Source organism: Paracoccus sediminilitoris (genome assembly GCF_003259195.1).
GTDB classification, from domain to species: domain Bacteria; phylum Pseudomonadota; class Alphaproteobacteria; order Rhodobacterales; family Rhodobacteraceae; genus Paracoccus; species Paracoccus sediminilitoris.
The window spans coordinates 1-12214 of record NZ_QJPK01000024.1 but is presented as its reverse complement, the minus strand read 5'-3'; the positions used below and the strand labels follow the sequence as shown (position 1 = coordinate 12214).

The 12214-nt window shown below is 66.2% G+C and carries 11 protein-coding genes; 6 read left to right on the top strand and 5 right to left on the bottom strand.

The features are described from left to right. Positions 1-132 precede the first annotated feature (132 nt). Positions 133-1314 carry an acetyl-CoA C-acyltransferase family protein gene (locus DKT70_RS14510; protein WP_111559815.1) on the top strand — a complete coding sequence of 394 codons (1182 nt, stop codon included), beginning with the start codon at positions 133-135 and terminating at the stop codon, positions 1312-1314. Between the two features lie 126 nt (positions 1315-1440). After that, positions 1441-3186: an L-lactate permease gene (locus DKT70_RS14505; protein WP_111559814.1), complete on the top strand. Its 1746-nt coding sequence runs from the start codon at positions 1441-1443 to the stop codon at positions 3184-3186. A 309-nt stretch (positions 3187-3495) separates the two neighbouring features. On the opposite strand, the gene DKT70_RS14500 is transcribed toward DKT70_RS14505, so the two are convergent. From DKT70_RS14500 to DKT70_RS14480, 5 genes are all read right to left on the bottom strand, one after another. Next, positions 3496-4098 (bottom strand): queuosine precursor transporter, encoded by a 603-nt coding sequence (locus DKT70_RS14500; RefSeq protein WP_111559841.1) that lies wholly within the window; start codon positions 4096-4098, stop codon positions 3496-3498. Between the two features lie 96 nt (positions 4099-4194). Continuing rightward, complete coding sequence (locus DKT70_RS14495) at positions 4195-5112, bottom strand: esterase-like activity of phytase family protein (protein ID WP_111559813.1); 918 nt, start codon at positions 5110-5112, stop codon at positions 4195-4197. Then, positions 5085-5969 (bottom strand): penicillin-insensitive murein endopeptidase, encoded by an 885-nt coding sequence (gene mepA, locus DKT70_RS14490; RefSeq protein ID WP_111559812.1) that lies wholly within the window; start codon positions 5967-5969, stop codon positions 5085-5087. The genes DKT70_RS14495 and mepA overlap by 28 nt, the downstream gene beginning before the upstream one ends. Beyond that, positions 5966-7336, bottom strand: coding sequence for an MFS transporter (locus DKT70_RS14485; protein ID WP_111559811.1), 1371 nt, complete (start codon positions 7334-7336; stop codon positions 5966-5968). Before DKT70_RS14485 ends, mepA begins: the two co-directional genes overlap by 4 nt. A gap of 57 nt (positions 7337-7393) precedes the next feature. Further along, the gene (locus DKT70_RS14480; protein ID WP_111559810.1) at positions 7394-7954 is read right to left on the bottom strand and encodes an acyl-CoA thioesterase; all 561 of its coding nucleotides are present in this window, start codon (positions 7952-7954) and stop codon (positions 7394-7396) included. A 149-nt stretch (positions 7955-8103) separates the two neighbouring features. Here DKT70_RS14480 and DKT70_RS14475 point away from each other — a divergent pair, with 149 nt between their 5' ends. The 4 genes from DKT70_RS14475 to DKT70_RS14460 all read left to right on the top strand — a co-directional run bounded on the left by DKT70_RS14475 (position 8104) and on the right by DKT70_RS14460 (position 12110). Then, complete coding sequence (locus DKT70_RS14475; RefSeq protein WP_111559809.1) at positions 8104-8397, top strand: YggT family protein; 294 nt, start codon at positions 8104-8106, stop codon at positions 8395-8397. Next, positions 8397-10445, top strand: coding sequence for a DNA helicase RecQ (gene recQ, locus DKT70_RS14470; protein WP_111559840.1), 2049 nt, complete (start codon positions 8397-8399; stop codon positions 10443-10445). The genes DKT70_RS14475 and recQ overlap by 1 nt, the downstream gene beginning before the upstream one ends. A 127-nt stretch (positions 10446-10572) precedes the next feature. Then, on the top strand, positions 10573-11487 hold the full coding sequence (gene msrP, locus DKT70_RS14465; protein WP_111559808.1) for a protein-methionine-sulfoxide reductase catalytic subunit MsrP: 915 nt from the start codon (positions 10573-10575) through the stop codon (positions 11485-11487). Continuing rightward, positions 11487-12110: a protein-methionine-sulfoxide reductase heme-binding subunit MsrQ gene (locus DKT70_RS14460; protein ID WP_111559807.1), complete on the top strand. Its 624-nt coding sequence runs from the start codon at positions 11487-11489 to the stop codon at positions 12108-12110. The genes msrP and DKT70_RS14460 overlap by 1 nt, the downstream gene beginning before the upstream one ends. Positions 12111-12214: the final 104 nt, after the last annotated feature.

Here is a 12214-nt window from a genome sequence, read left to right as displayed (position 1 = left end):
AGCATAGCGCCTTGGCGGGCCGCCTGCAATTTGCAGGCTGCGAAAAGCCGCGTTCCGCGACGGAACATCGCCGCATGCTTGCCGGGACGCGCGTCGCGCCTATTCTGCCCCCGAACCAAGAGGAGGCCCGCCATGTCCGCAAACGATATCGTCATCCTTTCCGGCGCCCGCACCGCCATCGGCACCTTCGGGGGCAGCCTTGCCGCCATTCCGCCGATCCAGCTGGCCGCCACCGTCACCCGCGCCGCGCTGGAGCGTGCTGGCGTCGCGCCCGACCAGATCGGGCAGGTGGTCTTCGGCCATGTCATCAACACCGAACCGCGCGACATGTATTTGTCCCGCGTCGCCATGCTGGAGGCGGGCATCCCCCATACCACCCCCGCGATGAACGTGAACCGCCTGTGCGGATCGGGCGCGCAGGCCATCGTGTCGGCCGCGCAGGCGCTGATGCTGGGCGACGCCGATTTCGCCATCGCCGGCGGCGCCGAGAGCATGAGCCGGTCGCCCTATGTCATCCCCTCGGCCCGGTTCGGCGCCAAGATGGGCGATCAGATGATGTTGGACATGATGACCGGCGCGCTGACCTGCCCGATGGGCACCGGCCACATGGGCGTCACGGCGGAAAATGTCGCCGCCGAACATGACATCACCCGCGAAAAGCAGGACGAATTCGCGATGGAATCGCAGCGCCGCGCGGCGGCGGCCATCGCAGCGGGCCATTTCAAGGACCAGATCGTCCCGATCGAGGTCAAGACTCGCAAGGGCATGGTCGCCTTCGACACCGACGAACATCCCAAGGAGACCAGCCCCGAAAAGCTGGCGGGCCTGAAACCCGTCTTCCAGAAAGGCGGCAGCGTGACCGCAGGCAATGCCAGCGGCATCAACGATGGTGCGGCGGCGCTGGTGCTGGCGCGGGCGGATGCCGCCGAACGCGCGGGTCTGACGCCGCGCGCGCGGATCCTGGGATATGCCGTGGCCGGCGTGCGCCCCGAGGTGATGGGCATCGGCCCGATCCCCGCGGTCGAGGCGCTGATGGCCCGGACCGGGCTGAAGGCGTCGGATTTCGACGTGATCGAATCGAACGAAGCCTTCGCCGCCCAGGCCCTGGCCGTGAACAAGGGCCTGGGTCTGGACCCGGCACGCGTGAACCCCAATGGTGGCGCCATCGCACTGGGTCACCCGGTCGGTGCGACCGGCGCCATCCTGATGGTCAAGGCGATCCACGAGCTGGAGCGGACGGGCGGGCGAACGGGCCTGATCACCATGTGCATCGGCGGCGGTCAGGGCATCGCCATCGCCATCCGGCGGGACTGACCTCAGACCTAAGCACGAGACGGAATTGACACGTCCTGCGACCGGCCCGTTTTTCGGGCCGGTTTTTTCTTGCTTTGGTTGAAGGGGGCGCCTCGACTGATCCGGACAGATCGAGGAGGAGACGAGGTGTCACAGGGAATATACTTCATCGCGGCGGCGTTGCCCGTCGCGATTGTTTTCGTGTTGCTGGTCGTCATGCGGCGGTCGGCCAAGCTGGCCATGCTGGCGGCCTATCTGGTCACCGTCGCCTTGGCGCTGGTGCTGTGGGGTGCGCCCATCGCGCGAATCGCGGGGGCCACGGTCAACGGGTTGGTGACGGCGGTGACGCTGCTTTACATCGTGTTCGGGGCGATCCTGCTTTTGTACACGGTGCAGGAATCGGGGGCGATCCGCACCATCCGGCGCGGCTTCACCGACATTTCGCCCGACCGCCGCATCCAGGCGATCATCATCGCCTGGATGTTCGGCTCGATGATCGAGGGGGCCTCGGGGTTCGGGACGCCGGCCGCGGTGGCGGCACCGCTGCTGCTGGCGATCGGCTTTCCGGCCATGGCGGCTGTCATGGTCACGCTGATCATCCAGTCGACGCCGGTATCCTTCGGCGCGGTGGGCACGCCCATGCTGGTGGGCATCAACACCGGCCTGTCGAACAGCGCGGCGGTGGACACGGCCATCGCGCCGATGACCGTGGCGGAATACGTGCCGGTCGTGGCTTCCCAAGTGGCGTTGGTCCATGCGCTGATCGGCGTGCTGATCCCGCTGCTGATGGTGGGGATGCTGACTCGGTTCTTCGGGGCCAGCCGCAGCTTTGCCGAAGGGTTCCGTGCCTGGAAGTTCGCGATCTTCGCCGGGTTGGCCTTCACGCTGCCCTATCTGCTGGTGGCGCGCGTCCTGGGGCCGGAATTCCCGTCGCTGCTGGGCGGGTTGATCGGGCTGCTGATCGTGGTGCCGGCGGCGCGGGCGGGCTGGTTCATGCCCTCGGACAGCTTCCAGTTCCCGCCCCGCGACCAGTGGGAGGATGGCTGGCAGGGCAGCGTCCACCCCGAGGAGGCCGATCTGGGCCCCGAAGGGCGGCCGATATCCCTGCTGACGGCCTGGATGCCCTATGTCATCGTCGCGGTGCTGCTGGTCCTGACCCGCACCATTGCGCCCTTGAAGGCATGGCTGACGGGGCCGTCCACGACTATCGCCTTTCGCGACCTGTTCGGATCGGGGATCAACGCGTCGGCGCAGTTTCTCTATGCGCCGGGCAGCGTGATGATCGTCGCCTCGCTGATCTCGGTCGCGCTGTTCCGGATGCGTGGGCGCGATTACGGTCGGGCCTGGGCCATTTCCGGCAAGACGATGCTGGCGGCCGCCCCGGCGCTGCTGCTGGCAGTGCCGATGGTGCAGGTCTTCATCAATTCGGGATCCGAGGGGATGGCATCCATGCCCATCACCCTGGCCGAAGGGATGGCTGCGGCGACCGGGGCGTCATGGCCGATCTTTGCCCCGATTGTCGGCGCATTGGGCGCCTTCATCGCCGGGTCGAACACGGTGTCGAACATGATGTTCTCGCTGTTCCAGTTCTCGACCGCGCAAGGCATCGGGCTGGACCTGGCGGGCGTCACGGTCGTCGTGGTGCTGCAGGCGGTCGGCGGTGCGGCGGGCAACATGATCTGCGTGCATAACGTCGTGGCCGCATCCGCCACCGTGGGTCTGACCGACCGCGAGGGGGACCTGATCCGCAAGACGCTGATCACCATGGCCTATTACGTGGTACAGGCCGGGCTGATCGGCATGGCGCTGATCGGGGGCGGCCTGTGGTGGGCGGCAGCCGTGGCCTGGGCCGCGATCGTCGTGGGTGCCATGCGCGCCAGCCGCGGCAGATAGAACGGAAAAGGGCGGTCCGATCGGACCGCCCTTTTTTCTGTGCGACCAGCCGGGAAAAAGCCCGGTTGGCCGAACTGGAAACGGACCGCCCAGATACGGCGGCCCGCGAGTTCCACGGAGATGGTCCGGTTAGGGATGGAAACCCGTCCGGTCCCAATCAGGGTTTACGACCTTCAGGACTGCCCTCAGGCCACGGCCCCCCAGACTGTTCCGACACCTCTCTCCAATATCACTCTAGACACTGGACCACCTCCTTTCAAAAGTTTGCCGTTGTAAGGCCGAGGTTGCCACATATCCAGATTCTGTCAATCAGCTTTTGCGTGCATCGCCCAACAAATTGCGGACGATCAGCCGGAAGGGCACAAGGGCCAGTATCGCCAGACAGAGTTTGACCAGCCAGTCGGCAACTGCCAGCGAAACCCACAGCGCGGTGACCGGTCCTTGACCAAGCAGCGGAACGGCTTCCGACGACCAGCCGGTGTTGATGTCATGGGGCAGGACGGCCGCGAAGGCGATGCCGAAGAACAGCGCCGTGTCCAGCGCCGACCCGACCAGCGTCGAGGCCAGGGGCGCCCGCCACCAGCGCCCGCCGCGCAGCGCGTCGAAGATGGCGATGTCGACCAGCTGCGCGGTCAGGAAGGCCGCCCCCGAGGCAATGGCGATGCGCAGGGTGGTCGCGTCCATCTGGGCCGCGATCAGCGAGCAGATGACGCCCACGACGAAACCGGCCACCACGACTCGGCGTGCGGCCCGGGGGCCGTGGACGCGGTTCATCACGTCGGTGACCAGGAAGGCCAGCGGATAGGTGAAGGCCCCCCAGGTCAGCCAGTCGGCGACGGTGAACTGCACGAGGATGTTCGAGGCCACGACGATGGCGGCCATGGCAAGGATGCCGGGCAGAAAGCGGGTCATCAGCATTGTTTCCGTTTTACAAGGTTACGGAAGAACTCGGCCCGGCCCGGATCGGGCATGGGCAGCGGGTGCCATAGGCGCGCCCGCACCCCCTTGTCAATTTTCCCGTGGCGACGCGTCTTCGGCGCGCAGGCGGTATTCGACGATCTCGGTCCGCTGGACAAACAGGAAGTTGTCGTCCGAGATCATCGTCAGCCGCATTCCGGTCCCGTCATCCCAGACCGACAGCCCTTCCAGGTTGTCATATTGCAGCGGCTTGGTTTCCAGCAGGATCTCGTCGTCCTGCGCCTGGCCGGGGGTCAGGTGCATGCGCCGGATGCGCGACGAAAAGCCCAGGATGCCGTGGAAGTTGCGCTCCAGCAGATAGAACCAGCCGTCGGGACCGAAATCGGCGCCGACGGGTCGCCAGCGCGGATCGCGGCGGATGGTCGTGTGCTTCGACCAGGCGTCATCGGCAAAGGACAGCACGGTGAAGGGCGTTTCGGGATCGGCGGATCGTTCGGGAATAGCGAAGACGGTGCCGTCTTGGCGGATGGCCAGCGCCTCGAGGCCTGTGTTCTGTCCCATGCCGGGAAGTTCCGGCGGGCGCGGCAGGGTGACGGCGGGGCGGTCCGGGTCGTCATAGCGCGCGATGCGGTCCAGCCCCTCGAAGCTGATCCAGATGTCGTTCCGGGTGCCGATCGCCAGCCCCTCGCTGTCGCCGATATAGCCCGGCGGCAGGGGGTCGCCCTTGCTGTCCTGCAGATGCGCGCGCCCCGCCACGACCATGTCGCGCACGATGCCGCGCGGATCGCGCCGGACACGTCCCCAGTAGAGGTGCGACCGGTCGGTCAGGGCGTGAAATTCGCTGCCATCCGGGCTGATCTCGATCCCGGAAAAGCCGCCGAAGCTGTCTTCCTCGCGGGACCAGACATAGGTGCCCACGTAATCAAGAACCGCGCCTGCATTGGCAGGCGCGGCGAACAGCAGCGACGACAGGATGGCGCCTAGCGCGCGGTGCCGATGATCTGGCATTGGCGCGGCATTTCAGCCAATTGATAGGTGCGGGGGTGGCGATAGTTCGGGTTTCCGGGCCCGCCCTTGGGACGCGACGAGGGGTTGGCGCGATAGGCCAGTTCCTGCGCCGCCGCGCCACAGCCATTGTCGTTGCCCGACAGGGCCGCGACAGGCGTGGCCCCGTTGGTGCAGCCGCGATTGCCCGCGGGGCAGTTCAGGCGGACATGGAAGTGATAGTCGTGATTCGGCGTCGGGCGCAGCTTTTGCAGCCAGGAACCGCGATTGCCGTTGGCCTTGCACATCGCGTCCTTGATGGCCGCGTCCAAGAAGATGCGGTCGACGCGGGGGTCCATCGCCGCCGACTGGATCAGCGCCGCATGGGACGGCGTCCAATAGCCCGACATGCCCAGCCCGTTCGACGCCACGACCGAAACAGAGGAGATATTCTCGCGCTGCTGGCGGCTCAGTGACAGGCTTTGCGGTTTCAGCATCCAGATATCGGCATCAAGCCCCATCTGGTGGCTGGCATGGCCGGTCAGCATCGGGCCGCCGCGCGGCTGGCTCATGTCGCCGATATAGAGACCGTTCCAACCCATCTTGGTGGCGGCCTGTGACAGGCCCTGCAGGAAGTTCACAAGGTCGGGATGACCCCAGTTGCGGTTGCGCGACAGGCGCATGGACTGCCAGGTGGGGCCGCTTTCCGGCATCTGGACGCCGCCGTTGAAGCAGCCCTTGTTATAAGTGCCGAAGGCGGCGGGGGTGCCGCCGGTCGGTCCGGGGGCATAGCCGAACACGTCCTTGGCCAGCGATTGCGCGGTGGCGGGCATTGCCAGTCCGATCAGGATGGCGGCGGTCGTCAGGGTCTTGCGGATCACGGGTATGACTCTCCTTCCGGGTTGACCCACCGTAACAGAACCAGCGCGACAAGAAAGATCACGATCAGCGGAAGGAACCCGATGCGCTGGCTGCCGCTGAGATCGGTGGTCACTGCGATCAGGAAGGGGGCCAGAAAGGCCGTGGCCTTGCCCGACAGCGCGTAAAGGCCAAAGCCTTCGGTTGCGCGTTCGGGGGTCGTGTGGCGCACCATCATCGTGCGGCTGGCCGCCTGCAGGGCGCCGCCCGCCCCGCCGATCACCGCGCCGCAGACAAAGAACACCAGGTCCGGCAGGCGCAGGCCCGCCAGCACCAATTGCGCCGGTACCGCGATGCCGAAGATCGCGTCGCGGTCCATACCGACCAGGATCGTGCAGACCGCCGTCAGCGCCAGGATGCACAGGGCGATGACCCGGCGCGGCCCGAAGCGGCGGTCGGCCCGCCCGCCAAGCCAGCTGATCCCCGCCGCCGAGATCGCGCTGACCACCCCGAAGATCCCTGCCAGAAAGACCGGCCAGCCCAGCACCGTGCCCGCATAGACCCCGCCGAACCCGTAGAGCGCGTTCAGCGCATCGCGCGACAGCATCGACGAGATCAGCCAGTTCCGCAGGCTGTCGCGATGTCCCAGGCTGCGCACCAGCGCCCAGAGGTCGCGCAGCGCCGCCTGCACGCGGATGGGACGCGCGGCCCCGCGCGGGTCGCGCACCCACAGGAAGAAGGGCAGCATGAAGACGACATACCAGATGGCGGTGAAGGGCCCGACAAAGCGGGTGCCTTCGCGCAGGGCCGGGTCCAGCCCGAACAGCGGCGGGATGCCCGCCAGCGTCCGCCCGCCCGGCGTTTCGGCGAACAGCGCCAGCATCACCGCCAGCGAGACGACGCCGCCCAGGTATCCGAAGGCGAAGCCCGATCCGGACAGGCGGCCGATCTCGGATCGGGGGGCCAGCGATGGCAGCATGGCATTGGTGAAGATGGTCGCGAATTCGACCCCGATCAGCCCGATGCCGAACAGCACCACGGCCTGGATCAGCGCGGGCTGCGTGGGCATCAGGAACCACAGCCCCGCCGATCCGACGACATACAGCGCCGAAAACAGCCAGACCCAGGGCATCCGGCGGCCCGAACTGTCGGCGATGGCGCCCAGCACCGGCGCCAGCAGGGCGATGATCACCCCCGCCACCGACAGCCCGTATCCCCACAGCGCCTGCGCATTGGCCCCCGCAAGGCCCGCGCTGTCGCCCAGGCTGACGAAATGGCGGCGCGCGACCTCGGCGAAATAGATCGAGAAGATGAAGGTCAGCAGCAGCGTGTGAAAGGGCTGGCTGGCCCAGTCAAAGAACCACCACCCCCAGATGCGCTTGCGGTTCATCGCGTCCCCCTGTCCCGTGCCGGTGTTCCGGCTTGGGGACATAAGGCCCCCGGCGCGTCAGAGTGGCAAGGAAAGTTTCGCATCCTCGGGGATGGCGGGGGGCCAGGGGCGTTCGGCATCCGCCGCGATCCAGGCAGTGATCCAATCGGGCAGGGCGGGGCTTTCCATGTCGTGACCCAGGGCGCGCACGACCTCGGCCGGGGGGACGATTCCCTTGGCCGAGGTGATGGCGCTGCGGATCAGCACCTGGTTGCAGCATTCGCCGCCTCTCCACATGGACTGTTCCATATAGACGAAGCGGTGATCCCAACCCACCATCCGCGACAGCATGGTGAAGCGGTCGAAGGCCCGGATGCGCCTGCGATAACGGGTCGAATTGCCCGCCACCGTGATCCCCCAGTTGTTGGCGCGCAGGACCGGGATCATCCCCGTGCGCCGCGCCAGCGGGATGCGGCCCAGATCGAACAGCGTCAGGGTGCGGCCGTTGTTCAACTCGATCCAGGGGTCCAGGTCCCAAGGCCAGCAGATATGGGTTGACACATGCGTGCCGGTGGGCGGCAACGGCGGCGCGTTGCGGAATTTCAACAGCTCTTTGGCGAAGCGGATCAGCGGATACATGCGGGGCCTTTCGTTTGCCCCTTTGCGTGGCCCCGGATCGCGATGTCGTCAACCGGGACGCGGCGGCATGGGGTCGCAGCCGCTTGCGTCCTGCGGGCCGGACACGCATACAGGGGCCGAATTGCCAATTAGACAAGAAGGACGCGACGATGGGAACGCTTTACGAGGCGCTGCAACTGATCCTGCAGGTTCTGTGGTTCATCATGATCGTCCACATCATCATGTCCTGGCTGATCAACTTCCAGGTCCTGAACCTGCGCCAGCCGCTGGTCGCCCAGATCTGGGATGGTCTTAACCGGTTGCTGGAGCCGATCTATTCCCCCATCCGCCGCCGCCTGCCCGACATGGGCGGGCTGGATCTGGCCCCCCTGATCGTCTTCATCGCGATCATCATCGCGCAGCGGGCCTTGGCCAACAATGCGGGCTTCTTCTACGGCGTATGATGGCACGGGACCTGGCATCAGATGATCTGCTGCGTCAGGTCTGGGGCTTTGACGGCTTCAGGCCCGGTCAGCAGGAGATTGTCGAGGCCGTGGCCGGCGGGCGCGATGTTCTGGCCATCATGCCCACCGGCGGCGGCAAGTCGCTGTGCTTCCAGCTGCCGGCGCTGATGCGGGACGGGGTGACGGTCGTCATCTCGCCGCTGATCGCGCTGATGCGCGATCAGGTCCGTGCCCTGCGCGCGGCGGGCGTCAATGCAGGAGCCCTGACCAGCGGCAACACGGACGAGGAAACCGACGCCGTCTTCCAGGCCCTGCAGGCCGGAGAGATGAAGCTGCTGTACATGGCGCCGGAAAGGCTGGCCTCGGGCGGGACGGTGAACCTGTTGCGCCGCGCGAATGTCACCGCCATCGCGGTCGACGAGGCGCATTGCGTCAGCCAGTGGGGCCATGATTTCCGCCCCGACTATCTGCGCATCGGGGATCTGAAGCGGGCGCTGGACGTGCCGCTGGCGGCCTTCACCGCCACTGCCGACGCGGAAACCCGGGCCGAGATCGTCACCCGCCTGTTCGACGGCCGCGAACCTGTGACCTTCCTGCGCGGCTTCGACCGCCCCAATATCCGGCTGGCCTTCCAGCCCAAGAACAGCCCGCGCAAGCAGGTGACCTCCTATGTGGAGGGTCGCCGCGGCCAGTCGGGCATCATCTATTGCGGATCGCGCGCCCGCACCGAGACGCTGGCCCAGGCCCTGCGCGACGAAGGCCATCCCGCCATCGCCTATCACGCCGGCATGGAGGCCGAGGCCCGCCGCGAGGCGGAAGGCCGCTTTCAGCGCGAGGACGGGCTGATCGTCGTGGCGACGGTGGCCTTCGGCATGGGCATCGACAAGCCCGACATCCGTTGGGTGGTCCATGCCGACCTGCCCAAGAGCATCGAAAGCTATTACCAGGAGATCGGCCGCGCGGGGCGCGATGGCGATCCTGCCGATACGCTGACCCTCTATGGTCCCGACGACATTCGCCTGCGCCGCACCCAAGTCGACGAAGGCCTGGCCGATCCGGCCCGCAAGACCGCCGACCACGCCCGCCTGAACGCCCTGCTGGGCCTGGCCGAGGCGACGGGATGCCGCCGCCGCCGCCTGCTGGCCTATTTCGGCGAGGAGGTGGCGCAGGATTGCGGCAATTGCGACCTGTGCCAGACCCCGCCCAAGCTGTTCGACGGCACGATGGCGGTCAGGAAGGCGCTGTCCGCGATCATCCGTACCGGCGAATGGTTCGGCAGCGGCCATCTGATCGACGTGCTGACCGGCAACCAGACCGAGAAGGTCCGCGAACGCGGCCACGACCAGCTGCCCACCTTCGGGGTCGGCAAGGACTTCGGCAAGGGCCAGTGGCAGGCGATCTTCCGGCAGATGATGGGGCTGGACCTGTGCCGCCCCGATCCCGAACGCCACGGCGCGCTGCATCTGACCGAGGCCGCCCATCCCATTCTGCGCGGCGACGAGACCGTCACCCTGCGCCAGGACACGACCCAGGGGACCAAGGGCGCCAACGTGTTGCGTACCCAGGTCTCGGAGGAGGACGAGCCACTGCTGTCGGCCCTGAAGGCCAAGCGCCGGGCACTGGCCGAGGCCGCGCGCGTGCCGGCCTATGTCATCTTCCCCGACCGCACCCTGATCGAGATGGCCGAGCGTCGCCCCCGCAACATCGACGACATGGCGGGCATCAGCGGCGTCGGCGCCAAGAAGCTGGAAAGCTATGGCCAGCAGTTCCTGTCGGTGATCGCGGGCGACCAGCCGCAGATGCATCCGGCCCGCCGTGCCTTGGCGGGACGCCCCGAAGGACAGCTGTTCGACCGGCTGCAGGAAGAACAGCTGCGCCTGCAGCGCGGCGAGGACGGCATCGACAAGCCCCTGTCCTGCACGACCCAGCAGATCAGGCGCATCGCGGAACACAAGCCGCAGAGCCTGGATGCGTTGGGTCGCCATCTGGATGATGCGCGCCTGGAACGCTTTGGTGCGGCCTTTCTGGACCAGATTCTGGCCGACTGACCTGTAACGTTCCGGCCCTTGGCCGCGAAGTGTCAACCGAATGTGATGCACTGGAACACCATGGCGTGCGTGCATGTGTAATGATGCACGGGTTGCGCCCACGCGCCCGACAGATCCGGAGGATGACATGAAGCTGACCTGGTCCCACGTAACCCCCAAGGCGATCTATATGGATCGCCGCAAGTTCATGGCGGCCGGCGCCGTCGCCTTGGCGGCCCCCGCGCTGATGGGTCGGCCCGCGCTGGCGCTGTCGGGCAAGCCCTCGCAATATTCGACCGATCAGGCCCCGAACACGTTCGAAGAAATCACCAGCTACAACAACTTCTATGAGTTCGGGACCGGCAAGGAAGACCCCAAGCGTTATGCAGGCGCCCTGACCACCGCCGACTGGACGGTGCAGGTCGACGGCATGGTCGATCGCCCCGGCAGCTATGGCGTCGAGGATATCGCGCCCGACAATGCGCTGGAGGAACGCATCTATCGCCTGCGCTGCGTCGAGGCCTGGTCGATGGTCATCCCGTGGCTGGGCGTGCCCATGGCCTCGGTCCTGAACAAGGTGGGCGTGCAGCCGGGCGCCAAATACGTGGCCTTCGAAACCCTTGTCCGCCCCGAGGAGATGCCCGGCCAGCAGCGTGCCATCCTGGACTGGCCCTATCGCGAAGGGCTGCGCCTGGACGAGGCGATGAACCCGCTGACCATCCTGGCGACGGGGCTTTATTCCGAAGTGCTGCCCAACCAGAACGGCGCGCCCATCCGGCTGGTCGTGCCGTGGAAATACGGTTTCAAGTCGATCAAGTCGATCGTGCGCATCACCCTGACCGACACTCAACCCCTGAACACCTGGAAACAGCTGCAATCGTCGGAATACGGCTTTTACGCCAACGTGAACCCGAACGTCGATCACCCCCGCTGGAGCCAGGCGACCGAACGCCGCGTGGGTGCGGGCCTGTTCGCAGGCCGCGAGGAGACCCTGATGTTCAACGGCTATGGCGATCAGGTGGCCCAGATGTATGCGGGCATGGACCTTTCGGAGAACTACTGATGATCGCGGCCATCAACGACATCCTGCGCCGCATCCCCGTGCCGGTCATCTGGCTGGCCGGGGCGTTGCCCTTCGCGCTGCTGCTGTGGGACACCTTCACGGGTGGCCTGGGGGCAGACCCCATCCAGTCGATCGAGCATCGTCTGGGACGGACCGCGCTTTACCTGCTGGTGGCGGGTCTGGCCGTGACGCCGCTGCTGCGCCTGACCGGCATATCGTTGATGCGCTTTCGCCGGGCCTTGGGGGTGCTGTGCTTTGCCTATGCGCTGCCCCATGTTCTGGCGTGGATCGTCATGGATATGGGCTTTCTGTGGGCCCAGATGGGGCGGGATATCATCAAGCGTCCCTATCTGCTGTTCGGGATGCTGGCATTCGTGATGCTGCTGCCGCTGGCGATCACGTCCAATAACCTGTCGATCAGGCGGTTGGGCGGGCAATCATGGCGCAAGCTGCACAAGCTGGTCTATCCGGCCGCGATCCTTGTCGGCATGCATTGGGTCTGGGCCGTGAAGGTGAACGAGCGTGAGCCGTTCTTCTGGCTGGCCGTGATTCTGGCGATTCTGGCGTCGCGCTTTGTGATTCGTCGCCGGGTGGCGTGGGGGCGGGTTTTGGGTCGCGCGTAAAATCATTATTTTGTAATGCCTTACAGGCTTTCTTCCGTTCATTTCATGAAACTTTCAAAAACCTGCTTGCGTCTGTTTGTTGGTTTGCCTAAACACCGCTTCAC

What these genes read in the sequence shown, in the direction of transcription:
- DKT70_RS14510 (WP_111559815.1), top strand. Translation starts at nt 133, where the DNA reads ATGTCCGCAAACGATATCGTCATCCTTTCCGGCGCCCGCACCGCCATC.
- DKT70_RS14500 (WP_111559841.1), bottom strand. Translation starts at nt 4,098, where the DNA reads ATGACCCGCTTTCTGCCCGGCATCCTTGCCATGGCCGCCATCGTCGTG.
- DKT70_RS14495 (WP_111559813.1), bottom strand. Translation starts at nt 5,112, where the DNA reads ATGCCAGATCATCGGCACCGCGCGCTAGGCGCCATCCTGTCGTCGCTG.
- DKT70_RS14485 (WP_111559811.1), bottom strand. Translation starts at nt 7,336, where the DNA reads ATGAACCGCAAGCGCATCTGGGGGTGGTGGTTCTTTGACTGGGCCAGC.
- DKT70_RS14480 (WP_111559810.1), bottom strand. Translation starts at nt 7,954, where the DNA reads ATGTATCCGCTGATCCGCTTCGCCAAAGAGCTGTTGAAATTCCGCAAC.
- DKT70_RS14475 (WP_111559809.1), top strand. Translation starts at nt 8,104, where the DNA reads ATGGGAACGCTTTACGAGGCGCTGCAACTGATCCTGCAGGTTCTGTGG.
- recQ (WP_111559840.1), top strand. Translation starts at nt 8,397, where the DNA reads ATGGCACGGGACCTGGCATCAGATGATCTGCTGCGTCAGGTCTGGGGC.
- msrP (WP_111559808.1), top strand. Translation starts at nt 10,573, where the DNA reads ATGAAGCTGACCTGGTCCCACGTAACCCCCAAGGCGATCTATATGGAT.
- DKT70_RS14460 (WP_111559807.1), top strand. Translation starts at nt 11,487, where the DNA reads ATGATCGCGGCCATCAACGACATCCTGCGCCGCATCCCCGTGCCGGTC.